Here is a 21,299-nt window from a genome sequence, read left to right on the forward strand (position 1 = left end):
CCATGGCCACCACGATTTCCCGCGCCGATTACGCTGCCATGTTTGGCCCCACAGTAGGCGACCGGCTGCGGCTGGCAGACACCGACCTGATCATTGAGGTTGAGCGGGACCTCATCGCCGAACGCGCCGGTGCGGCGTCAACGGGGGGCGCAGGTGCCAACGCGCTGCACTACGGCGAAGAGGTCAAGTTTGGCGGCGGCAAGGTCATTCGCGACGGCATGGGCCAGTCCCAAGCCACCCGTGCCCAAGGCGCAGTGGACACTGTTATCACCAATGCCCTGATCGTCGATCACACCGGGATTTATAAGGCCGACGTGGGCCTCAAGGACGGGCGCATCCACAAGATCGGCAAGGCTGGCAACCCCGACACGCAACCCGGCGTCGACATCGTCGTCGGCCCCGGCACCGAGGCCATCGCCGGTGAAGGCCGTATCCTGACGGCCGGCGGGTTCGACAGCCACATCCACTTTATCTGCCCCCAGCAAATGGACGACGCCCTGCATTCGGGCGTCACGACCTGCTTTGGCGGCGGCACCGGGCCTGCGCACGGCACGCTGGCCACAACCTGCACCCCCGGCCCGTGGCATCTGGGCCGGATGTTCCAAGCCTTTGACGCGATCCCGATGAACATCGGCCTTGCGGGCAAAGGCAACGCGTCACAGCCCGATGCCTTGCGCGAAATGGTCGAGGGCGGGGCGTCTTGCCTCAAGCTGCACGAGGATTGGGGCACCACCCCGGGCGCGATCGACTGCTGCCTGTCCGTGGCCGATGACATGGACGTGCAGGTCATGATCCACACCGACACCCTCAACGAAAGCGGCTTTGTGGAGAACACCATGAAAGCCATCGGCGGGCGCACCATCCATGCCTTTCACACCGAAGGCGCGGGCGGCGGTCACGCCCCCGACATCATCAAGATATGCGGCGCGGACAATGTGTTGCCCTCCTCCACCAACCCCACGCGCCCCTTCACCGTGAACACGCTGGAGGAACACCTCGACATGCTCATGGTGTGCCACCACCTCGACAAATCCATCCCCGAGGACGTGGCCTTTGCCGAAAGCCGCATCCGCCGCGAAACCATCGCCGCCGAGGATATCCTGCACGACATGGGCGCGTTCAGCATCATCGCATCAGACAGTCAGGCCATGGGCCGCGTCGGTGAGGTGATTATCCGCACATGGCAAACCGCCGACAAAATGCGCAAACAGCGCGGGCGGCTCAGCGAGGAAACAGGCGACAACGACAACTTCCGCGTCCGCCGCTACATCGCGAAATATACGATCAACCCGGCACTCGCACACGGCGTCAGCCAGCACGTCGGCTCGATTGAGGAAGGCAAGCGCGCCGATCTGGTCCTCTGGAGCCCTGCGTTCTTTGGTGTAAAGCCTGAGATGGTCTTGATGGGCGGCACGATTGTCGTGGCGCAAATGGGGGATCCGAACGCCTCGATCCCGACGCCGCAGCCTGTTTACTCGCGCGCGATGTTCGGCAGCTTTGGCCGCTCGGTCGAGCAGTCTTCGGTGTGCTTCGTCTCCGAGGCCGCGATGGCCGCCGACCTGCGTGGCACACTGGGCACGGCCAAGGGCATGGAGGCCGTACAAAACACGCGCAATATCTCCAAGGCGGACCTGATCCTCAACTCCGCAACCCCCGAAGTCGAGGTGAACCCCGAAACCTACGAGGTCCGCGCCAACGGCGAACTCCTGACCTGCGAACCCGCAAGCGAGTTGCCCATGGCCCAGCGGTATTTTCTGTTTTGAGGGCGCCGAATGAAGTCTGAGGCCGATCTATATCTAGAACGTGCGCAAGAATACTTGCGTGCCGCCGAGATCGTTTTTCAGGCCGAAGACTCCAAGGATTGGGAGAACCGTAATCCCATTTACTTCCTGCTCCTCCATTCCGCCGAACTCGGCCTAAAGTCGCTTGGAAAATCCCGTGGTCTTGATACGCACAACAGCCACGACTTGGTCGTTCTGTTACGGACAGTTACCCAAGCAGGTGATCGCATTCATTTAAGACGTATCTATCGAAAGCTAGTGGAGTTGAGACTTGGGAAAATACATTCAAAATTTGTTGGCTCACAGCATAAGCTCTCCCAAGCAGCGATCGAAGTAGAAACGGCATCAATGCGTTACAAGCCACTTGGGCTAGCTCACACATTCAGACTTTTGGGCGTGCTTGGGCAATCTGAGATGACGAAAATAGAATTCGGGAAAGAGATCAAAAAGTACTGGCATTCAGTAAGATATCCGCGTTTCGGGATAACAACCTATCCTGAATACCATGCCACCTTCGCCTTGTGCGCGGGCATAATAGAGGTTTCGCAGCACGAACGAGAAAAAGCTTCGAACTCAAAGGTATTTTAACCATCAAAGCACCCAGCCCAAAGTCGGACCGCCCCGATCACTGCCAAGGATATCCCCAAAGCATGAGCACGATGAAAACAGCCCAAACCACCCACCCTCATCCCCACGGCGCGCCCAGCGACGCGCTGACGCTCAGCTATGACGCCCGCTTTCTGCGCCGCAAGGTGCTGACCACGGACCAAGGCAACCAAGTGCTGGTGGACTTCGCCCAAGCCACATCGCTGCCGCCCGGTGGCGTGCTGGTCTGCACGGACGGCACGCATATTGCGGTGCTCGCGGCGGATGAGCCGTGCCTACGCATCACCGGTAACCTGCCCCGGCTGGCGTGGCACATCGGCAACCGCCACACGCCCTGCCAGATCGAAGCCGACCACCTGATCATCCGCGCGGACCCGATCATGGCCGACATGCTCCGCGGCCTCGGCGCGCAGATTGCTGAAATCACCGCCCCCTTCACCCCCGAGGGCGGCGCCTATGGCCATGGCCGCACCCACGGCCACGACCATTCCCACCAGCACGGGCCGGTCCCCCATGACCACTGACGCGACCCTCACCCTGGCGCAGTGGTTTTCACCCGCCTACCCCGTTGGTGCCTTTGCCTATTCCCATGGGCTCGAAACCGCGATTGAGGGCGGCTTGGTCCACGATGCCGAAAGCCTGCGCGCATGGATCACGCCAGTGTTGACCCACGGCTCGGGCCGCAATGACGCGCTATTTCTAGCGGCGGCCTTTCACGGCGACCCTGCGCAGGCCGATGATCTCTGCCGCGCCTTTGCCTCATCGGCGGAGCGGGTGATGGAGACGACGCAACAAGGGGCCGCCTTTGCCGCGACCACCCGCGCGATCTGGCCGATCGACCTGCCCGATTATGCCTACCCGGTGGCTGTGGGCCGGGCCGCGCACCTGCTGGATCTGCCCCTAGAGCTGACCACACAATACTACCTTCAGGCCTTTGCGAGCACACTTGTGTCCGTCGGCATCCGCCTGATCCCGCTTGGCCAAACCCAAGGTCACGCGCTGATCCACGCGCTATCGCCCCTGTGCAAAACCATCGCCACCGACACCGCACAGGGCGACCTAGACGCCCTCTCAGGCACCGCATTCTTGGCCGATATCCACGCTATGCAGCACGAAACTCTTTACTCAAGGACCTTCCGCACATGAGCCAAAATGGCCCCCTTCGTATCGGCATCGGCGGCCCTGTGGGCGCTGGCAAAACAACCCTCACCGCGCGCCTCGCCGCCCATTGGAAAGACCGGCTGTCCGTGGCCGTCATCACCAACGACATCTACACCCAAGAGGACGCCGAGGCCCTGACCCGGATGCAAATCCTGCCCTCAGACCGGATTATCGGCGTCGAAACCGGGGGCTGCCCCCACACCGCCATCCGTGAGGACGCAAGCATCAACCTGGCCGCCGTGGCGCAGATGAACGCGCGCCACCCTGATCTGGACGTCATCCTGATCGAGAGCGGGGGCGACAACCTGTCGGCCACCTTCTCACCCGAACTGGCGGACATCACGCTCTATGTCATTGACGTCGCCGCGGGTGAGGAAATCCCCCGCAAGGGTGGCCCCGCGATCACCCGCTCAGACGTGTTGATCATCAACAAAACCGACCTCGCGCCCCATGTCGGCGCCGATCTGAGCGTGATGGAGCGGGACGCCACCCGGATGCGTGCAGGCCGTCCGTTCCAGTTCTGCGCCCTGCGGCACGGCACAGGCGTGGCCGAGGTCGCCGCCCAAGCCGAGGCGATTGGCGGGCTACTCCTTAATACGCCCTAGCCGCCACAGACCCAAGGTGACGTTGCGGACCTTTTGCCCGTGACGCATGATGACTCTTTCCAAAACACGCTTAACTGCTAGGGTGCCAAAAACCTTGGGGAGGGTCTCATGAGCGAACAAAACCGGCCGTGGACGGCCTTTTACGGGCCAAATGCGCGCGCGGATATTCCCGCCCCGCTGCACCGCACGATCGGTGATTTGATCAACGCCATGACCCATCTGCATGGGGCCAAAACCGCGTTCACCTGTTGCCTGCCAAACGGGATGAACGGGCGGCTCACCTATGCGCAAGTCGATGAAATGTCAGACGCTTTCGCGATTTACCTACGCGAAGTCGCGGGCCTGTCGGCGGGGGACCGTGTGGCGCTGCAGGTGCCCAATGGCCTGCCCTTTCCGGTGGTCGCCTTTGGGGTGATGAAGGCGGGCTGCGTTTTGGTGAACGTGAACCCCCTTTATACCGCCGAGGAAATGGCCAAGCAGTTCGCGGATGCTACGCCCAACGCGCTCGTCATCGTTGATATCTTTGCCGAAAAGCTGGTCGAGGCGATGCAGGGCCACCCGATCCCCAACATCATCGTCACCCAAGTGGCCGAGTTTTTCCCCGCCGCCCCGCGCGGCATCGTGCGCTTGGTGCAAAAATACTGGGATCGGTCGCTTTCCCCGATTGAGGTCCCGCATATCCGCCTGCCCGACGCGTTGGCCAGCGGGCGCAGCCGCCGCGACGCCGACCAAGTCGTGGTCGAAGAATACCGCGCCCACATGACGGGCGACGACCTTGCGTGCCTACAATACACCGGCGGCACGACGGGTGTATCCAAGGCCGCGATGCTGAGCCACGCCAACCTGCTCACCAACATGGAGCAGACGCTGGAACTGTTAGAGGGCCTCGAAAGCGGGTCCGAGGTCGTGCTGACCGCGCTGCCGATGTACCACATCTTTGCCTTCACCGTGAACCTTCTGGGGTTCTATTCACTGGGGGCCAACAACGTGTTGATCCCCAATCCTCGCCCGCTCAGCAATCTGAAGCGCGCGTTCGAAAATTATAAGATTACGGTACTGAGCGGGGTCAATACGCTCTTTAATGGTTTGAATAATGAAATCTGGTTCTTGGATTCCCCGCCGAAGCACCTAAAATTTGCGGCCGCTGGTGGCATGGCATTGCAGTCCGCCGTGGCCGAACGGTGGGAAGAGATCACCGGCAAACCTGTCCTCGAAGGCTACGGCCTGACCGAGACCGCCCCCTGCCTCAGCTTCAACCCGATGGGCAAGACACGAGTCAATTCCATCGGCGTGCCCGTGCCCTCGACCTACATGAAATGCGTGGATGAGGCCGGCGACGAAGTCCCCCAAGGCAGCGCGGGCGAACTGGCCGCCAAAGGCCCCCAAATCATGAAGGGCTATTGGCAAAACCCCGAAGAAACCGCGAATGTCCTGCGCGACGGGTGGTTCCTGACGGGAGATATCGGCACGATGGACGCCGACGGCTATTTCCGCATCGTGGACCGTAAAAAGGACATGGTGCTGGTGTCGGGCTTTAACGTCTATCCCAATGAGATCGAAGACTGCATGACCCGCCACCCCGGCGTGTCAGAAGCCGCAGTGATCGGGGTGCCCGATGGCGCCAGTGGCGAGGCCCTCAAGGCCTATGTCGTGGCCTTGGACGACACCCTCGATCAAGCCACCCTACGCGCCTACTGCAAAGAGCACCTGACCAACTACAAGGTGCCCAAAGTCATTGAATTCCGGGATGATTTGCCCAAATCCAACGTCGGAAAAATCCTGCGCAAGGACCTGCGCGCCGAAGAACTGAGCAAGGGATAGCGTCATGGTCGGACCTTTTGAACAAGCCATTCTGGCGCTAATGATTGCAGTGATTATGTTGGGCATGGGCGCATCGCTCACGCCGCGCGATTTTGTCCTCGCGCTCAAGCGGCCAAAGGGCCTCGCGATTGGGGTGGTCTCGCAATACGGGTTCATGCCGTTTATTGGCTTTTTGCTGATCACGGCCCTGCCCTTGCCAGAGGCGATTGCGGTCGGCACGTTGATCATGGCCTGTATGCCCGGCGGCACGACATCGAACATTTTCACATACTTTTCAAAGGGTAATCTGGCACTGTCAGTCTTGATGACCGTGACCTCCACGATCTTTGGGGTGCTTTTGATCCCGATTGTTTTGCTGGTTTATGCAGGTGCGCTGGACCTCGAAATTCCGCGCGAAAACATCATCGCCACGCTGGTTTTGCTGCTTGTACCCGTCGCGATTGGCATGACGCTGCGCAAGCTGAACGCCAATGTCGGCGCGGTGACAGAGTTCATGGGCTCTGCCCTTGCGGTGTTCTTTATCGTCTTTCTGATCGTGTCCTGGATCCCGCGCAACTGGGGCTTTTTGATGGAGACGACATGGGCCACCTACGCAGCCTCAGCAGCGCTGGGTTTGGTGGGTATTTTCATCGGCTACAACTTTGCCCGCGCCCTGAAATTACACCCCCGAAATGCGCGCACCGTGGCGCTTGAAACCGGCATCCAGAACGGTCCCCTCGCGGTGGCGATCATCGCGTTTACGTTCTCGGGCACCGAGGCGCAAAGTTACATGGCGGTGCCGGTGCTGTATTCGCTGTTCATCGTGATCGTCTCAACCTGTGTGACGTTCTATTTCCGCCGCGCAAATACGGCCGCGGAACAGGCGATGCCGGACGGGTTGCTATAGGGGGCAAAGCGCCCCCCACCGCTGGGCGTTTAATGTACACATTAATGTATACATTATTCGCCCGGTAATTTTAGTCCCGCTTGCTTGGCATAGACCTTGGCCACGGCGGCGTCATCGACACCCCCCAAACCCATCTCAGCGGCGGCCTTGAACTGTGCCAGCGCGGTGTCAGTGATCGGCGCCTCGAAGCCCGCGTCGCGCGCAATGTCGAGCACGATGCCAAGGTCCTTGGGCCAGATGTTTACCGAACTGCGCGGCGCGTAATCGCCGTCCACAATGTGGGGCGCGCGGTTTTCCAACATCCAGCTCGTGCCCGCACATTTTGAGATCACCTCAACAAAAGCGGCAGGCGTCACGCCTTGGGTCATCCCAAAGGTCAGGGCCTCGGCCATGGTTGCAATGTGGACGCCCGCCAGCAACTGGTTAACGGCCTTCATCGCCGAGCCAGCACCTGCGGCATCGCCCAATTCAAACACCGTCTCGGCCATTGCATCCAACACGGGGCGCGCAGCGGCAAAAGCCGTCGGTGTGCCAGACGCCATGATCGACAATTGGCCCGATGCCGCCTTGGCCGCTCCGCCCGAAATTGGCGCATCGAGGTACAGGACACCGCTGGTCGCGCAGCGTGCCTCCATTTCGCGCGCAAATGCGGGGGGCACGGTTGCGCAGCTAAGGACAATTGCGCCAGGGCGCAGACCCGGAACCACGCCGTTCGCGCCGAACAAAACATCCTCGGTTTGGGCCGCGTTCAGGACCACCACAACCAGCGCATCCAACGTGCCCGCAACATCGCCCAACGCGCCCTCAGCGCCGCCTTCGGCCTGAAACTGGGCCGTGCGTTCGGCCGAGATATCATAGCCGTGGGTGCGCATCCCTGCGCGCAGCAGCGATTGCGCCATGCCATAGCCCATTGAGCCGAGGCCCACGATTGCGGTTGTTGTCATTCTTGGATCTCCTGTGCGGCCAACGCGGCCTGTGTAGCGGGGCGCGCCAGCATTGCAAGTTTGTGCGCGGCGAGTTTTGGGAAAGGATCAATCGACACCCCTGCGGCGTCCAACCAGCGGGCAAAGACATAAAGGTAGGGGTCGCAAAAACTATAGTCTGCGCCCAGCGCCCATGGCCCCAATGGCAGGGTGGTTTCGAGGTAAGTCGCGCATTCCGTTAGGTTTTGCGGTACGTACTTTTGCATATCGGCCAAGGCCACGGGGTCCTGCGCCCAGCGCTTGCCTCGCAGTTTGTGCGCGAATGCAATGTGAGCCGCGGCACACAGATAGGCGCATAATTCGCGCGCGCGGGCTTGGGCCAAATGGCCTTCCGGCAGCAGCCCCCGCTGTGGGTGGCGCGCGGCCAAATACTCAAGGATCGCGGGGTTTTCGGTCAGGCTGCCCTCGGGTGTATCCAGCAGCGGCACTCGGCCCTTTGGGTTGCGCGCAAGGAATTCGGGCGCCTGATGCGCGCCCTGTGGGATCGGCACCTCAACCAGCGCGAGGTCCACACCCAGCTCTAGGGCGAGGATGTGTGGCGCAAGCGCAGAGGACCCTTTGGAGTAATAAAGTGTATACATGTCGGTCACCGTAGGGCCGGCCGCGCGCAGAGACTACCCCGAAATGCCCACGATTTCCGCACGGGCGCACGATACTTACGCTTACATGGATGGTAAGTTGTTTTAACTTCCGTAAAGCGGAACTTACGCCTATCGTTTTTTCAGAGCCCCGCAAGAGGGCCACGACAACCACTGGGAGGACTACATGAAACACACGACTTTGACCTTTGCCGTCACGGCCGCGGCCCTTTTGGGCGCGACGGCGGCTTATGCTGATTATCCGACGCGGGCGATCAATATGGTGATCCCCTACGGCGCGGGTGGGGCCACTGACATTTCTGCGCGCACCATCTCTGAGCCTTTGGGCGCGGCGGTGGGCAAGCCCTTGGTGATGGCGAACATCACCGGTGCGGGCGGCGCGACTGGGTCGGTTGCCGTACAAAACGCCAGCGCGGATGGCTATACGATGCTGTTTGCGCGGGTCGGCTCACATTCCGTGAACCCTGCGATGAAGGCCACACTGCCCTACGGACTGGAAGATTTCCGCTTTGTGACCGTGTATGAAATCAACCCTGTGGCCTGCGCGGTGCGCCCGGCGTCGGGCATCACGTCGATGGATCAGTTGATTGCAAAAGTCGCCGAGGGCGGCATCAGCTATAGCTCATCCGGTGTGGGATCGATGCCGCATCTGGCCAGCGCGATGGTCCTGTCGGAGTTCGGCGTGGCCGACCCGCTGACCGACGCCACACACATCCCGCAAAAGGGTGGCGGTGCCGCGATCACGGCTGTTCTGAACGGGACATCGACGTTTGTGTGCACCAACTCATCCGCGCTTGCGTCGTTTGTGGCCAACAAGCAGCTGACACCGCTGTTGGTGACCACGGCCGAGCCCGTTGTCGGCTTTGATGCCCCCACCGCGAACCAATTGGGCAAGGATAAGCTGAACCAATTGGTCGGTTGGACCGGGATCGCAGGCCCTGACGATCTGCCCGATGATGTGGCCGCAAAGTGGGGTGAGTGGATGGCCGCCGCCACTGCCGACCCCAAGTTCCGCGAAACCATGGAGGCCCGCGGCTCGGTCATCGAATTGATGGACCCGGTCAAGGCCAATGAGTTCATTCAAGGTCAGTACGACACCTTCCGCACGCTGGTCGAAGACCTTGGGATGCGCATTGAAGGTTAAGCCCTAACGGACTGAAAACACTGGATGCGGCTGTCTTTGGGTGGCCGCATTCTTCACGAGATTTGACACTGGGGGATGTGAGGTGTCACCGAAAACCATTCAATTTCAATTGGGACTAGGGGCCTGTTTGGCCGCCGCGTTCCTTGTGCTTTGGGCGATCCCGAACTGGGTTTCGTCGCCAAGCAATGTGTCCAACATCGTGCTCGCACCCGTGTTTTGGCCCTATGCGTTGTCGGGTATCACGGGCTTGGTGGGCTTGGGGCTATTGCTGGCCGCGCGCGGGGCATCACCTGTCCCTGACGCCGAGGCAGAACCCGCCGCCGACGACGGTCTATCATGGGTGCGGCTGTCTGCTCTGGCCGTGATCATGGTGGCGACAATGTTCGCCCTGCCCCGTTTGGGCATGGTGTGGACCGCGATGATTGTGTTCGTCCTGACGGCCTTTTTGTTCCGCACGCGCCATCCCATCACGGCCCTTATCTGCGCGGTGGTGATCCCGCTCGCGCTGTATCTATTTTTCGCCAAAGTGGCGGGGGTCGCGATCCCCCAAGGCATATTTGTGAGGCTTCCGTGAGTTTTATTGACAGCCTGATGGCAGGTCTGAGCCTTGTCGCCTCGGTTGAGGCGTTTTTGGCGTTGTTTGTGGGCATTGTGATTGGGGTCATCGGCGGCGCCATTCCGGGCCTGTCGGCCACGATGGCAGTCGCCCTGACGCTGCCATTTACGTTTTCGATGCAGCCGATCACCGGCATTTTGCTGCTTCTGGGCGTGTATAAGGGCGGGATTTTTGGCGGCTGTATCCCCGCAATTTTGATCAAGACCCCCGGCACGCCAGCGTCATCGGCCACCATCCTTGACGGTCACCCAATGGCCGAACGCGGTGAGGCCGGGCGCGCCTTGGGCATGGCGCTATGGGCGTCGTGCACGGCGGATTTGGTGTCCAACCTTGCGCTGATCCTGTTTGCGGGGTGGCTTGCGTCCTTTGCGTTGAACTTTGGCCCGCCTGAGTTTTTCGCCCTGATCCTGTTTTCGCTGACGATCATTGCCGGGGTGTCGGGCGACAGCCTGTTGCGCGGGGCCTTGTCGGCGTTGCTGGGGCTGTTGCTGGCCACCGTGGGGTTGGATTTGGTGTATGGGACCAACCGGTTCACTTTTGGCGACCCGAACATGATGGGGGGGCTGAATTTTATCGCCGTTTTGATCGGCCTGTTCGCCATCCCTGAGATCATCGCAATGGCATGGAACCCCACGGCGCATTTGGGCAAGGCCCGCGCGCTTGGCAATGCGAAGGTCACGATCAAAGACTATATCGCAAGCTTTCGGTCGATCCTTCGGGGCAGTCTGATTGGGGTGTTTTTGGGGTCGATCCCCGGGATCGGGGCGGCCCCTTCGGCCTTTTTGAGCTATTCTGAGGCGCGGCGAAAATCCAAGAACAAGGCCAACTTTGGCAAGGGTGAGATTGAGGGCGTTGCGGCTTCTGAGGCGGGGAACAACGGGGTGGCAGGGGCCACGCTAATCCCGCTGCTGGCACTGGGCGTGCCGGGGGATGTGATCACCGCGATCATCATCGGCGCGTTCATGGTGCATGGGCTGCAACCGGGGCCGATGATGTTCATCCTAAATGTCGACATCATCTATGGGCTGTTCATCGGGTTGATCGTCAGCTCGGTGTTTTTGTTCATCGTGGGCAGTGTCGCGATCAAGGGCTTTCGGTTCGTCGCGGATGTGCCCAAACGCATCCTGATGCCCGCCGTTTTGATCCTTTGCATCTATGGGGTGTTCGCGGTGAACAACAACATCTTTGACGTAGGCGTGATGTTTGCGATGGGCTGGGTGGGCTATGTCATGATGCGGTATCGCATCCCCGCCGCCCCCTTCTTGATCGCGTTCATTCTTGGCCCCTTGCTAGAGGACAACTTCCGCCAATCCATGCTGATGTCGGGCAGCGACCCGAGCATCCTGCTGCGTGGGCCAATCACGTGGTTTTTCTGGGCCATGACGTTGTTGACGATTGCGGCCATCGGACGGGCGATTATGCGCAAGCAAGCGGTGTAGACCGCCTGTTTGTGTGGCCGGGGCGCATCGCAAAACCTTCGAGGCCCTTGAAACCGTTGAGAAACCTGCGGCAACAGGTTAATGGTTCCCTTAGGTCAGGCGCGTTGTATCAAACCGCGCCTGACCACCATTAAAGACGCCATGAAAAGAGGGATTATGGCCCCGATCCTGCCCCTAGCCCTGCATGGGTAAGCACGCACCCAAGCCCCCTATCCGCCCCGTCCAAGGGGAAACGATCCTCTTTTTCATCGCGGCGATTGGGGTGTTTGCGTTGAACATGATGTTGTGGGGGTACGACACGCCGCCCCTGATCGACTGGCCCAACCACATGGCGCGCCATGTGTTGCAATGTGGGGCTGCGGGGGCCGAGCACGTCGCGCGTTACTATGCATTTGCCCTAGACATCGTGCCTAACCTGACCTCAGACCTGATCCACACGTGGCCCGCCGCTTGCGCGGACCTTGAGGTGACGCAAAAGGTGCTGATCCAAGTGGGGTCCTTTGGCCTGTTTGCCGCGACGGCCGTGCTGCACCGCACGATCTGGGGCGCGTGGTCGGTGTGGCCGCTGATCACCGTGATGGTGATGCACAACATGACTTGGGCCTTTGGGTTTGAGAACTTTGTGTTGGCGGCACCGGCGGCAATTTTGGTGCTGGCGTTGTGGTTTGCGATGGCCGCACGGGGGGCCGTTGTGCGGTTGGCGGTGATTTGGCCCTGCGCGGTGCTGGTCTATGTGATGCACCTGTATGCGTTCGGCTTCATCATGTTGATCATCGGCCTGCTGGAGCTGCACGACGTCACGCGCGCGCCTTCAACCCGGGCCGCCATTCTGCGGCGGGCGAGTATGGTGATGGCTGTTGCCCTCATCCCGGCGGTGCATTTGGTGGGCGCGCTGCGGGCCTCAACGGAGCTAGAGGCCGGCGGGATCGACTACGGCACGCCGATCCAATTCCTGACCGCCTTTGTCGCCCCATTTGCCAGCTTTGGGCTGTTCGCCTCAACCGTGGACACGATTGTGGCCGGGCTGTTGGGGTTGGCTGTGACGGCGGCGATCATCCTGTGGGTCCGCCGCGCCGGGCTGCGGATGTCCTTGGACCCGCGCGTACGGTTCGCCCTGCCCGCGCTGGCCCTGATCACGCTGTTGGTGCCCTATTATTTCTCGGGCATCGCCTACACCAACATGCGGTTTCCGGTGCTGTTGGCCCCTGTGGTGTTGGCCGCGATCCGGGTGGACTTTACGCCCCGCACATTGTGGGTGTTTGCCGGGGCGATGCTGGTCCTCTTGGCGGGCAAAATGCTGTGGCTAACGGACAAATGGGCGCTGCACGACGCGCAGGTTGCCGAATTGCGCGCTGCGGCGGCCGTTTTGTCGCCGCAGGATCGGCTATTGGTGACACGGCATGAGCAGGCGCAGACGATCCGGCTGCATTCCCACTCTGCCGCGTATATCCTGCGTGACCGGGGGCCGTATTGGACCGGGGTCTTCACCGGAGGCAACGCCATCGCCCCCCTGCCCGCCTATGCCCCGCGCGACAAGACGCATTTGTTTCCAATCCCTTGGCAGGTCTTGATGCCTATTCACCAAGACCATGAGGTCTTTGAAGCAGACAGCTATCTGGCGGATTGGCGTGATTTTTACACGCATACATTGGTGCTTTTTGCGCCGGACGAGGCCGCGCGTGCCCAAGCCGCCGGGCTGCACAATCTGGGCGCGCCCTTGGCCCGGGGATCATTCTTTGAGATTTTGGAATTTCATCCAGTGGCGCGCTAAAGGCACCGAAGCAGCGTGGAAACTTATCACCAGCAATCTCAAGGGAGGGCCGGTGGTGCTGTGAGAGAGGATTGAACTCTCGACCTCACCCTTACCAAGGGTGTGCTCTGCCACTGAGCTACCACAGCATGTTTCCGGTGGCGGGTGATTAGACCGGAATGAACATCCACGCAAGGGCAATCTGGACCCTTTTTGCAAGGCAGGCTACACCCGTCTCTAAGATGACAAAAAACCCAGCCAAACACCCCGAGACACCGGCCGCAAAAGCGGCTGCTGCGCGTGAACAACGCCTGAAGGCCGCGCTCAAGGCCAACATGGGCCGCCGCAAGGCGCAGGCCCGTGCAAAAGCGCGATCAGAGACGGATTCGCAACCGGGGACCGAGGCGGACGCTAACGCGCACAATGAGGACGAGAGCCATGGATAGTATAGTCGTACAGGGCGGGCAGGCTCTGAAGGGGTCAATCCCCATTGCGGGGGCCAAGAACGCGTGTTTGACGCTGATGCCCGCGACCCTTCTGAGCGAAGAGCCGCTGACCCTGACGAATGCGCCTCGGCTGTCGGATATCCGCACGATGACGCTGCTGTTGCAGTCATTGGGGGCTGAGGTATCGAGCCTTGCGGAGGGTGGTGTGCTGGCGATGTCATCGCATGACATCAACAACCACACTGCCGACTATGATATTGTGCGCAAAATGCGGGCCTCGATCCTTGTGCTGGGGCCGATGCTCGCGCGCGATGGCCATGCGATTGTGTCCCTGCCCGGCGGTTGTGCGATTGGCGCGCGGCCCGTTGATTTGCATCTCAAGGCGCTTGAGGCGTTGGGGGCGGAGTTGGACCTGCGCGAGGGCTATGTGCATGCCAAGGCCACCGGTGGGCGGCTTAAGGGCGGGCGCTATGCCTTTCCTATTGTGTCGGTTGGGGCCACGGAAAACGCGTTGCTGGCGGCTGTTTTAGCCAAGGGCACGTCTGTTCTTGAAAACGTCGCGCGCGAGCCTGAGATCGTGGATTTGGCCCAGTGTTTGCGGGCGATGGGTGCGCATATTGAGGGCGAAGGCACCGGCACGCTGACGATTGAAGGTGTGGACCGGCTGCACGGTGCCACGCACCCTGTTGTGACAGATCGGATCGAATTGGGCACCTACATGCTGGCCCCGCTGATCGCGGGTGGTGAGGTCACGCTTCAGGGCGGGCGCCGTGGTTTGCTGGAGGCGTTTTGTGAGCGGATTGAGGCCGCAGGTGCCGAAGTGACCGAAAGCCCCGCGGGCCTGACGGTGCGGCGCGCGAATGGGCCGATGCGGGCAGTGGATGTCGAAACCGCCCCCTTCCCCGGCTTTCCCACGGATTTGCAGGCACAAATGATGGCGATGCTATGCACCGCCGAGGGCACGAGTGTTCTGGACGAGAAAATCTTTGAAAACCGCTTTATGCATGCACCTGAGTTGACCCGCATGGGGGCCAAGATCGACGTCCATGGCGGCACGGCGACTGTAACCGGCGTGGACCGTTTGCGCGGCGCCCCGGTGATGGCGACGGACCTGCGTGCGTCCGTGTCGTTGATCCTTGCGGGTTTGGCCGCCGAGGGTGAAACGAAGGTCAGCCGGGTTTATCACCTAGATCGCGGGTACGAGCATGTTGTGCGCAAGCTGAGCGGTGTTGGTGCGAAAATCGAGCGGGTGAAGGACGATGTCTGACGCAACATTCCAAGACGGTGCGGAGGCGCCCTTGCGCCTGATTGCGCGGGATGAAGAAGACCTGCGGGTTATCTCGGCCTGTTTGCAGGACGCGGTGTTTGCGGGGGACCAAATCCATTGGGACGCCAAGAAACGCGCTTTGACGGTGTTAGTGAACCGCTTTCGCTGGGAAGACGCCGCACGCCGCACCGAACGTGTGCGTGCTTTGCTGCGGATTGATGGTGTCCTGCGGGTGCAATCCAGTGGGGTGAGCCGGGACGCGGATATCGTGCTGTCGGCGCTTGCCCTAAGCTGGGCTGCCGCTGCCGATGGTGCGGGCCGATTGGAGTTGGTGCTTGCGGGGGATGGTGCCTTGGGGATGGATGTGGAGTGTCTTGAGGTGAGCCTTGCGGATGTCACCCGGCCCTATGCCGCCCCGTCAAACACCCGCCCCGGTCATCCAGACGTATGATGCCGCACGCCGGAGGGGCCAGCCCCTCCAGACCACCCCGGGATATTTAACGAACCAAAGACGACTTGAGCACAACCACGTGGCAGGGTAGGCCCTGCGCGACATGGAGGGGCCGATGCCTGTATTTCTGAACACCCGCGACAGTGACTTTGAAACACAGTTTACGACGCTTTTGGGCGCCAAGCGCGAGGACAGCCCGGATGTGGATGCTGTTGTGGCGGGCATCATTGCGGATGTGCGTGCGCGCGGGGATGCCGCGGTTCTGGAATTGACGGAAAAGTTTGATCGCCTGACGCTTACGCCTGAGACGTTGGCGTTTTCGGCCGAAGAGATTGACGCGGCTGTGGCGCAGGTGCCGGAAGCTGAGGCCGAGGCGTTGTCGTTGGCGGCGCGTCGGATCCGCGCCTATCATGAGCGGCAGATGCCCCATGACGAAAGCTGGACTGACGCCACGGGTGCGCGGCTTGGATGGCGTTGGGGCCCTGTGGATGCGGCAGGTTTGTATGTGCCCGGTGGTTTGGCCTCCTATCCGTCGAGCGTATTGATGAATGCGATCCCGGCGCAAGTTGCGGGCGTGAAGCGGCTCGCGATTTGTGCGCCGACGCCTGATGGTGTGGCCAACCCTTTGGTATTGTTGGCCGCGCGCCTTGCGGGTGTGGACACGATTTACCGCATTGGTGGCGCGCAGGCCGTGGCTGCGATGGCCTATGGCACGGAGACTATTGCGCCTGTCGACAAGATCACCGGGCCGGGGAATGCCTTTGTGGCGGCGGCCAAGCGGCGAGTGTTTGGCAAGGTTGGCATCGACATGATCGCTGGACCCTCCGAAATTTTAGTGATTGCGGATGGGGACAATGACCCCGATTGGATCGCTGTCGACCTGTTGAGCCAGGCGGAACATGACGAGAGCGCGCAGTCGATCCTGATTACGGATGATGCGGAGTTTGGGGCCGCCGTTGCGCGTGCCGTTGACGCCCGCCTTGAAACGCTGGAGCGGCGCGCGATTGCCGGGCCTTCGTGGCGCGACTATGGCGCAGTGATTACTGTGGCGGACTTGGATGAAGCCGCCGCCCTAAGCGACCGGATCGCGCCAGAGCACCTGGAATTATGTGTAGCGGACCCGGTGGCCCTGTCAGAGAAAATCACCCACGCGGGCGCGATTTTCCTGGGGCAGTGGACGCCTGAGGCGATTGGCGACTACATCGGCGGGCCCAACCACGTATTGCCCACGGCGCGCTCGGCGCGATTCTCAAGCGGTTTGTCGGTGATGGATTTCCTCAAGCGCACAACGCTGGCCCAGATGACGCCCGAGGCCCTGCGCGCTATTGGCCCCGCTGCCGAAACCTTGGCGAAATCCGAGAGCCTTGAGGCCCATGGGCTGAGCGTACGCGCGCGGCTTGATCGCCTCAATCGCTGAGAATTTGCCACCTCCCCTTGGCGCGGCGCTGCTTTTCGGCGTATCAGGGGCGCTATGGGGAGGACCCTAGACGGAAAGGCCACACGCATGAGCGCTCAGATTTGTCATATCGAGATTGACGACGCCAATCTGCCGACCCCGACCCCCGAGATAGAACAAGAACGCAAAGTTGCGATTTTTGATCTGCTTGAGGATAATTCTTTTTCGATCGCCCGCCCCGATGCGCCCATGGGGCCCTATCGGATCAATTTGGGCATCCGCGACAGGCGGCTTGTGTTTGGTGTGACAACAGAACACCACGATCCGGCGGCGGAATTCCAGCTTGCGCTGGGACCGTTTCGGCAGGTGGTCAAAGACTACTACCAGATTTGCGCCAGCTACTTTGATGCGGTGAAAACCCTGCCCCCCAGCCAGATTGAAACGATTGATATGGCTCGGCGCGGGATCCACAACGAGGGCGCGCGCATCCTGCAGGAGCGGTTGGAAGGTAAGGCTGACATCGACACCGACACGGCGCGGCGGCTGTTCACACTTATCTGCGTGCTGCATTTCGGAGGCTGATGCGTGTCAGGGGGGGATCAGCCACAATCGGTGCTTTTTTGCTGCGATCATAACGCGGTACGCTCCCCCATGGCTGAGGCTTTGATGAAAAAGCTGTACGGCATGGACATTTATGTTCAATCCGCCGGTGTGATGAACGACCTCGAAATTGATGGCTTTGCGATTGCGGTCTGCGCCGAGATTGATGTGGAGCTGGAGCGGCATCGCTCTCGGTCGTTTGAAGAGATGCAGGAATGGGGGGATGACCTGTCGGGGTTTGATTTGATCATCGCCCTATCGCCCGCCAGCCAGCGTATGGCGCTGGATTTGACCCGGCTTTACCACCTTGAAGTCGAATATTGGCCCATTATGGACCCGACGGGTTTGGGCAATAACCGCGATCAAAAGCTGGAAAGCTATCGACAATCGCGCGATCAGATCCGCGACAAACTAGTGGAACGGTTTGGGCCGCCCCATTCATAGGGTGTCCATTTGGGCGTTATGACGGCCATTGTGTCCCTATCGTTAACGATTTCGACAGACCCTATGCGGTAGAAAACCCACGATGCCAAAGCGGGTCTGCGGGGCCTGCGCGTGCAAAACCGCTTTAGCCCTTGAAGTATGAACAAATTGCGCGCATTTACACCGCACCTGCGAACTGCGCAGGCGATTTTGATGGAGTGACCATGGCCAAGGAAGAAATGCTCGAATTCCCCGGCGTCGTGAAGGAACTCCTGCCAAACGCGACATTCCGGGTCGAGCTCGAAAACGGCCATGAGATTATCGCACATACGGCAGGAAAGATGCGCAAGAACCGGATCCGGGTTCTGGCGGGCGACAAAGTGCAGGTTGAAATGACACCGTATGACCTGACCAAGGGACGGATCAATTACCGTTTCAAATAGGGACGTGCGCGTGCCACACCCTCGGTTGATCCTAGGCTCCGGTTCACCCCGGAGGCTAGAACTATTGGCGCAGCTTGGCATCATCCCTGATGACGTGCGCCCCCCCGACATTGATGAGACCCCCCTGCCGCGTGAAATTCCGCGCACGTATTGTGAGCGGATTGCGGCGGGTAAGGCTGCGGCGGTGACCGCCGAGGCAGATGACATCGTGCTTTGCGCCGACACGACTGTTGCGCTGGGACGGCGCATTTTGGGCAAGCCAGAGGACGCCGCCGAGGCGGAGCAGTTTTTGCGGCTTTTGTCCGGACGCCGTCACCGGGTTATTACCGCGCTTGCGGTGCGTCGCAGCGCACAGTCGTGGCAACGCACGGTCGAAAGCGCCGTACGGATGAAGGTTTTGTCTGACGCAGAAATCGCTTGGTATATCGCGAGTGATGATTGGCGCGGCAAGGCCGGGGGCTATGCCATTCAGGGGCCTGCCAGCGCGTTTATCCCCTGGATATCAGGAAGTTTTACCGGGATCGTCGGCCTGCCATTGGCCGAGACTGCGGGCGTGCTAAATGCCGCTGGCCTCCCGGTGTGGAAAGGGACCGCATGAAGGGTATTGTGATCGCGCTTGATACGGTGGCGGGACGTCCCGCAGCCGCGCGTATGATGGATGGTCAATTGGATGATCTGCTGGTCGATCCAGCCGGAGATATGGCGCTGCCGGGCACGGTGTTCCGGGGCGTTTGTGACCGCCCGATCAAGGGTCAAGGCGGAATGTTCATGGACCTTGGCGCGGGCCGCACAGGGTTCTTTCGCCAAGCCAAGGGCCTCGCCCCCGGCGACACGTTTTTGGTGCAGGTAACGGGTTTTGCGGAACCCGGAAAGGCTTTGCCTGTTACGGACCGCGTCCTGTTCAAGAGCCGCTATTGCATCGTGACGCCCGGAGCAAAGGGCTTCAACGTGGCCCGCTCGGTGCGCGATGACGATGAGCGGGAGCGTCTGCTAGAGATCGCGCATGAAACCGTGCCCGTTGATGGTGGCGCGGGCTTGATCCTGCGCAGTGCAGCAGAGGGCGCCGACGCGGATGAGATCGCCGAAGATTTGGCCGCTACATGGGAACTGGCGCAGCAGGTGCTTGCTGACACTGGCACCGGGCCTGAGTTGTTGCTGGACGGCCCCGACGCCCACGGTTTGGCGTGGCGCGACTGGTCCACTCCGCCTGAGGATGCCATCGAGAGCGGGCCCGGCGCCTTTGAGCGTGCGGGTGTGTTGGATGCGCTGCCCAAAGCCACGGGCGCCGAGGTCCGGCTGGGCGAGGCATCTATGTTTGTCGAGCCGACGCGTGCCTTGGTCGCCGTGGATGTGAACACGGGCGGAGACACCGCACCTGCAGCCGGATTGCGCGCCAACTTAGCCGTTGCCCGCGCCCTGCCCCGCGCCTTGCGCCTGCGCGGCTTGGGGGGGCAAATCGTGCTGGACCTTGCGCCGATGCCAAAGAAGGACCGCCGCGCGTTTGAAGATGCGCTGCGTGCTGCATTCCGTGCCGACAGCATCGAGACCGCATTGGTTGGCTGGACCCCGCTGGGCCACTATGAGCTACAACGCAAACGCGAGCGCGCCCCGGTGCCGACCGATTTGGAGACGCTGTAGTGTCCTGCCCGATCTGCTCAAAAGAGACGGTAACGAAGTATCGCCCGTTCTGCTCCAAGCGCTGTGCGGACGTTGATTTGGGTCGCTGGCTGAACGGATCCTATGCAGTTGCCTCGCAAGATGAGGACGATGCAGAGGACGCGGCAGCCGAGATGGAGCGCCAGCGACAAAATCCGCACTAAGACATCGGTTTTTTTGCATTGTTCACTGGACACTGCCGGAACGCTGGACTAAACGACGACGACCCCAGACAGAGTTCGCTTTGTCAAACGGATGCCCGGGTAGCTCAGGGGTAGAGCAGTGGATTGAAAATCCTCGTGTCGGTGGTTCGATTCCGCCCCCGGGCACCATTTATCAAGCAATATCAATAACTTAAATCAGCGCCATACACGCTTAAGTTGTGTTTTTCAAAAACACACCATAAACACACTTTTTGCCGTGTTGCTGAGTATTTTAGACGCTGAATCACGGTGTTGAACACTGTGTTGGCTAGTGCTGTATTGCGAACACTGTGTTGGCGGATTTTTTTGGGCGGACGTGGTTTGGGACACGATTGGTGTAGTTACCAACACCGTGGGTGTTAGGAGGTCCCACACACCGACGTGGCCAATTTCAGTACTAAAAATATGACGAGTCGATCTAATGCTAGACTACGAGATCGCCTGTTATGGGCATCGTGTGACGATCTACAGCATTGTATTCTTGCAAGAGAGGTCTTTGGCTGTCTAACCAATTTACCCCACGTTTGATATTTTCGTCTAGCATTTCGCTGTCTCTAACAACTATAGCAACAACTTCCTCTTTAGTCCGCATTAGACGGTGGTCACCATCAGCGAACGCTTGAGCGTGCCAGTCTTGGATATTTTGCAAGAATTCATCAAAACATTCAGGCTTGGGTTTGAAACGAACAATCGATAGTTTTTTTGGCATTCCTCAACTCCTTTGTATTTACACTACTTGTTTACTGAAACACCTGTCACGTACCATTCACTAGCTTTACCGTTCACTTTTTTTGCAAAGAAAAACGCGTTAACCTTCCAATCTTCTCCTGAGCCAGTGTGCGTGCCCGCCATACAATCGTCCGTGTCCTGTATGATCACGTAGTCATCAATAGAAATACAATCTCCACTCACTAACCATTCTAACGCTTCCGTTTTGCTCCTGTGTGTTCCTGAGCTTATTGACGTAAACGGCTTTGTTGCACAAATCCCATCATGAGGGGATTCACTACGTGAAGCCAGCGT

Annotated in this window: 25 protein-coding genes and 2 tRNA genes; 22 read left to right on the forward strand and 5 right to left on the reverse strand. The window is 60.2% G+C overall.

Translation table 11 applies throughout. From position 1 onward, the window contains the following. Nucleotides 1–2 precede the first annotated feature (2 nt). The 7 genes from ureC (at nucleotide 3) to THS5294_RS00405 (ending at nucleotide 6,860) form a co-directional block, all read left to right on the forward strand. Nucleotides 3–1,763: an urease subunit alpha gene (gene ureC / locus THS5294_RS00375; RefSeq protein ID WP_058122161.1), complete on the forward strand. Its 1,761-nt coding sequence runs from the start codon at nucleotides 3–5 to the stop codon at nucleotides 1,761–1,763. Between the two features lie 9 nt (nucleotides 1,764–1,772). Beyond that, the gene (locus THS5294_RS00380) at nucleotides 1,773–2,369 is read left to right on the forward strand and encodes a hypothetical protein (RefSeq protein WP_058122162.1); all 597 of its coding nucleotides are present in this window, start codon (nucleotides 1,773–1,775) and stop codon (nucleotides 2,367–2,369) included. A gap of 71 nt (nucleotides 2,370–2,440) precedes the next feature. Further along, nucleotides 2,441–2,911 (forward strand): urease accessory protein UreE, encoded by a 471-nt coding sequence (locus tag THS5294_RS00385; RefSeq protein WP_058122181.1) that lies wholly within the window; start codon nucleotides 2,441–2,443, stop codon nucleotides 2,909–2,911. Continuing rightward, nucleotides 2,901–3,533, forward strand: coding sequence for an urease accessory protein UreF (locus THS5294_RS00390; RefSeq protein WP_038006213.1), 633 nt, complete (start codon nucleotides 2,901–2,903; stop codon nucleotides 3,531–3,533). The genes THS5294_RS00385 and THS5294_RS00390 overlap by 11 nt, the downstream gene beginning before the upstream one ends. Beyond that, entirely contained in the window at nucleotides 3,530–4,153 is a 624-nt protein-coding gene (ureG, locus tag THS5294_RS00395) for an urease accessory protein UreG (RefSeq protein ID WP_058122163.1), read from the forward strand. The genes THS5294_RS00390 and ureG overlap by 4 nt, the downstream gene beginning before the upstream one ends. A gap of 108 nt (nucleotides 4,154–4,261) precedes the next feature. After that, entirely contained in the window at nucleotides 4,262–5,974 is a 1,713-nt protein-coding gene (locus tag THS5294_RS00400; protein ID WP_058122164.1) for an AMP-binding protein, read from the forward strand. Nucleotides 5,975–5,978: 4 nt separating this feature from the next. Further along, nucleotides 5,979–6,860 (forward strand): bile acid:sodium symporter family protein, encoded by an 882-nt coding sequence (locus THS5294_RS00405; RefSeq protein WP_058122165.1) that lies wholly within the window; start codon nucleotides 5,979–5,981, stop codon nucleotides 6,858–6,860. 53 nt (nucleotides 6,861–6,913) lie between these two features. Here THS5294_RS00405 and ltnD read toward each other — a convergent pair whose 3' ends face one another. Next, nucleotides 6,914–7,804, reverse strand: coding sequence for an L-threonate dehydrogenase (gene ltnD, locus THS5294_RS00410; protein ID WP_058122166.1), 891 nt, complete (start codon nucleotides 7,802–7,804; stop codon nucleotides 6,914–6,916). Further along, a complete protein-coding gene (locus THS5294_RS00415) occupies nucleotides 7,801–8,424 on the reverse strand; it encodes a glutathione S-transferase family protein (protein ID WP_058122167.1) in 624 nt (207 codons plus the stop codon). The genes ltnD and THS5294_RS00415 overlap by 4 nt, the downstream gene beginning before the upstream one ends. A gap of 184 nt (nucleotides 8,425–8,608) precedes the next feature. Here THS5294_RS00415 and THS5294_RS00420 point away from each other — a divergent pair, with 184 nt between their 5' ends. The 4 genes from THS5294_RS00420 (at nucleotide 8,609) to THS5294_RS00435 (ending at nucleotide 13,412) form a co-directional block, all read left to right on the forward strand. Continuing rightward, entirely contained in the window at nucleotides 8,609–9,586 is a 978-nt protein-coding gene (locus tag THS5294_RS00420) for a tripartite tricarboxylate transporter substrate binding protein (protein ID WP_038006196.1), read from the forward strand. Between the two features lie 82 nt (nucleotides 9,587–9,668). Beyond that, nucleotides 9,669–10,160, forward strand: a complete 492-nt coding sequence (locus THS5294_RS00425) for a tripartite tricarboxylate transporter TctB family protein (RefSeq protein ID WP_058122168.1) — start codon at nucleotides 9,669–9,671, stop codon at nucleotides 10,158–10,160. After that, on the forward strand, nucleotides 10,157–11,641 hold the full coding sequence (locus tag THS5294_RS00430; RefSeq protein ID WP_082644910.1) for a tripartite tricarboxylate transporter permease: 1,485 nt from the start codon (nucleotides 10,157–10,159) through the stop codon (nucleotides 11,639–11,641). Before THS5294_RS00425 ends, THS5294_RS00430 begins: the two co-directional genes overlap by 4 nt. A gap of 184 nt (nucleotides 11,642–11,825) precedes the next feature. Beyond that, entirely contained in the window at nucleotides 11,826–13,412 is a 1,587-nt protein-coding gene (locus THS5294_RS00435; protein WP_058122169.1) for a hypothetical protein, read from the forward strand. Between the two features lie 53 nt (nucleotides 13,413–13,465). On the opposite strand, the gene THS5294_RS00440 is transcribed toward THS5294_RS00435, so the two are convergent. Next, nucleotides 13,466–13,540, reverse strand: a tRNA-Thr gene (locus THS5294_RS00440). 93 nt (nucleotides 13,541–13,633) lie between these two features. Between THS5294_RS00440 and THS5294_RS00445 the strand changes: the two genes are divergently transcribed. The 11 genes from THS5294_RS00445 (at nucleotide 13,634) to THS5294_RS00495 (ending at nucleotide 20,405) form a co-directional block, all read left to right on the forward strand. Then, on the forward strand, nucleotides 13,634–13,837 hold the full coding sequence (locus THS5294_RS00445) for a hypothetical protein (protein ID WP_038006188.1): 204 nt from the start codon (nucleotides 13,634–13,636) through the stop codon (nucleotides 13,835–13,837). Further along, nucleotides 13,830–15,104 (forward strand): UDP-N-acetylglucosamine 1-carboxyvinyltransferase, encoded by a 1,275-nt coding sequence (murA, locus tag THS5294_RS00450; RefSeq protein WP_058122170.1) that lies wholly within the window; start codon nucleotides 13,830–13,832, stop codon nucleotides 15,102–15,104. The genes THS5294_RS00445 and murA overlap by 8 nt, the downstream gene beginning before the upstream one ends. Continuing rightward, nucleotides 15,097–15,555: a DUF2948 family protein gene (locus THS5294_RS00455; protein ID WP_038006182.1), complete on the forward strand. Its 459-nt coding sequence runs from the start codon at nucleotides 15,097–15,099 to the stop codon at nucleotides 15,553–15,555. The genes murA and THS5294_RS00455 overlap by 8 nt, the downstream gene beginning before the upstream one ends. A gap of 115 nt (nucleotides 15,556–15,670) precedes the next feature. Further along, on the forward strand, nucleotides 15,671–16,972 hold the full coding sequence (gene hisD / locus THS5294_RS00460; protein WP_058122171.1) for a histidinol dehydrogenase: 1,302 nt from the start codon (nucleotides 15,671–15,673) through the stop codon (nucleotides 16,970–16,972). Nucleotides 16,973–17,059: 87 nt separating this feature from the next. Beyond that, complete coding sequence (locus tag THS5294_RS00465; RefSeq protein ID WP_038006176.1) at nucleotides 17,060–17,533, forward strand: UPF0262 family protein; 474 nt, start codon at nucleotides 17,060–17,062, stop codon at nucleotides 17,531–17,533. A 69-nt stretch (nucleotides 17,534–17,602) separates the two neighbouring features. After that, nucleotides 17,603–17,995 carry an arsenate-mycothiol transferase ArsC gene (locus THS5294_RS00470; RefSeq protein WP_233486369.1) on the forward strand — a complete coding sequence of 131 codons (393 nt, stop codon included), beginning with the start codon at nucleotides 17,603–17,605 and terminating at the stop codon, nucleotides 17,993–17,995. 203 nt (nucleotides 17,996–18,198) lie between these two features. After that, nucleotides 18,199–18,417 carry a translation initiation factor IF-1 gene (infA, locus tag THS5294_RS00475; protein WP_011455993.1) on the forward strand — a complete coding sequence of 73 codons (219 nt, stop codon included), beginning with the start codon at nucleotides 18,199–18,201 and terminating at the stop codon, nucleotides 18,415–18,417. A 10-nt stretch (nucleotides 18,418–18,427) separates the two neighbouring features. Further along, nucleotides 18,428–19,015, forward strand: coding sequence for a Maf family protein (locus tag THS5294_RS00480; protein ID WP_139278666.1), 588 nt, complete (start codon nucleotides 18,428–18,430; stop codon nucleotides 19,013–19,015). After that, the gene (locus tag THS5294_RS00485) at nucleotides 19,012–20,055 is read left to right on the forward strand and encodes a ribonuclease E/G (protein WP_058122172.1); all 1,044 of its coding nucleotides are present in this window, start codon (nucleotides 19,012–19,014) and stop codon (nucleotides 20,053–20,055) included. Before THS5294_RS00480 ends, THS5294_RS00485 begins: the two co-directional genes overlap by 4 nt. Then, the gene (locus tag THS5294_RS00490; protein ID WP_058122173.1) at nucleotides 20,055–20,237 is read left to right on the forward strand and encodes a DNA gyrase inhibitor YacG; all 183 of its coding nucleotides are present in this window, start codon (nucleotides 20,055–20,057) and stop codon (nucleotides 20,235–20,237) included. The genes THS5294_RS00485 and THS5294_RS00490 overlap by 1 nt, the downstream gene beginning before the upstream one ends. A gap of 93 nt (nucleotides 20,238–20,330) precedes the next feature. Further along, nucleotides 20,331–20,405 (forward strand) — tRNA-Phe (locus THS5294_RS00495). A gap of 295 nt (nucleotides 20,406–20,700) precedes the next feature. Here THS5294_RS00495 and THS5294_RS00500 read toward each other — a convergent pair. Both THS5294_RS00500 and THS5294_RS18475 read right to left on the reverse strand, forming a co-directional pair. Then, nucleotides 20,701–20,985, reverse strand: coding sequence for a hypothetical protein (locus tag THS5294_RS00500; protein ID WP_058122174.1), 285 nt, complete (start codon nucleotides 20,983–20,985; stop codon nucleotides 20,701–20,703). A gap of 23 nt (nucleotides 20,986–21,008) precedes the next feature. Then, nucleotides 21,009–21,299, reverse strand: a 291-nt coding sequence (locus THS5294_RS18475) for a hypothetical protein (protein ID WP_233486370.1), incomplete at its 5' end; no start/stop codon positions are given.

Origin of the sequence: Thalassobacter stenotrophicus, from assembly GCF_001458315.1 — a bacterium.
Taxonomy (GTDB): domain Bacteria; phylum Pseudomonadota; class Alphaproteobacteria; order Rhodobacterales; family Rhodobacteraceae; genus Thalassobacter; species Thalassobacter stenotrophicus.

Bases quoted from the DNA above. Each gene is read 5' to 3' on its own strand.
- infA (WP_011455993.1), top strand. From the start codon at position 18,199: ATGGCCAAGGAAGAAATGCTCGAATTCCCCGGCGTCGTGAAGGAACTC.
- THS5294_RS00485 (WP_058122172.1), top strand. From the start codon at position 19,012: ATGAAGGGTATTGTGATCGCGCTTGATACGGTGGCGGGACGTCCCGCA.
- THS5294_RS00435 (WP_058122169.1), top strand. From the start codon at position 11,826: ATGGGTAAGCACGCACCCAAGCCCCCTATCCGCCCCGTCCAAGGGGAA.
- THS5294_RS00465 (WP_038006176.1), top strand. From the start codon at position 17,060: ATGAGCGCTCAGATTTGTCATATCGAGATTGACGACGCCAATCTGCCG.
- THS5294_RS00445 (WP_038006188.1), top strand. From the start codon at position 13,634: ATGACAAAAAACCCAGCCAAACACCCCGAGACACCGGCCGCAAAAGCG.
- murA (WP_058122170.1), top strand. From the start codon at position 13,830: ATGGATAGTATAGTCGTACAGGGCGGGCAGGCTCTGAAGGGGTCAATC.
- THS5294_RS00455 (WP_038006182.1), top strand. From the start codon at position 15,097: ATGTCTGACGCAACATTCCAAGACGGTGCGGAGGCGCCCTTGCGCCTG.
- ureC (WP_058122161.1), top strand. From the start codon at position 3: ATGGCCACCACGATTTCCCGCGCCGATTACGCTGCCATGTTTGGCCCC.
- THS5294_RS00380 (WP_058122162.1), top strand. From the start codon at position 1,773: ATGAAGTCTGAGGCCGATCTATATCTAGAACGTGCGCAAGAATACTTG.
- ltnD (WP_058122166.1), bottom strand. From the start codon at position 7,804: ATGACAACAACCGCAATCGTGGGCCTCGGCTCAATGGGCTATGGCATG.
- THS5294_RS00500 (WP_058122174.1), bottom strand. From the start codon at position 20,985: ATGCCAAAAAAACTATCGATTGTTCGTTTCAAACCCAAGCCTGAATGT.
- ureG (WP_058122163.1), top strand. From the start codon at position 3,530: ATGAGCCAAAATGGCCCCCTTCGTATCGGCATCGGCGGCCCTGTGGGC.
- THS5294_RS00400 (WP_058122164.1), top strand. From the start codon at position 4,262: ATGAGCGAACAAAACCGGCCGTGGACGGCCTTTTACGGGCCAAATGCG.
- THS5294_RS00390 (WP_038006213.1), top strand. From the start codon at position 2,901: ATGACCACTGACGCGACCCTCACCCTGGCGCAGTGGTTTTCACCCGCC.
- THS5294_RS00415 (WP_058122167.1), bottom strand. From the start codon at position 8,424: ATGTATACACTTTATTACTCCAAAGGGTCCTCTGCGCTTGCGCCACAC.
- THS5294_RS00385 (WP_058122181.1), top strand. From the start codon at position 2,441: ATGAAAACAGCCCAAACCACCCACCCTCATCCCCACGGCGCGCCCAGC.
- THS5294_RS00405 (WP_058122165.1), top strand. From the start codon at position 5,979: ATGGTCGGACCTTTTGAACAAGCCATTCTGGCGCTAATGATTGCAGTG.
- THS5294_RS00420 (WP_038006196.1), top strand. From the start codon at position 8,609: ATGAAACACACGACTTTGACCTTTGCCGTCACGGCCGCGGCCCTTTTG.
- hisD (WP_058122171.1), top strand. From the start codon at position 15,671: ATGCCTGTATTTCTGAACACCCGCGACAGTGACTTTGAAACACAGTTT.
- THS5294_RS00470 (WP_233486369.1), top strand. From the start codon at position 17,603: ATGGCTGAGGCTTTGATGAAAAAGCTGTACGGCATGGACATTTATGTT.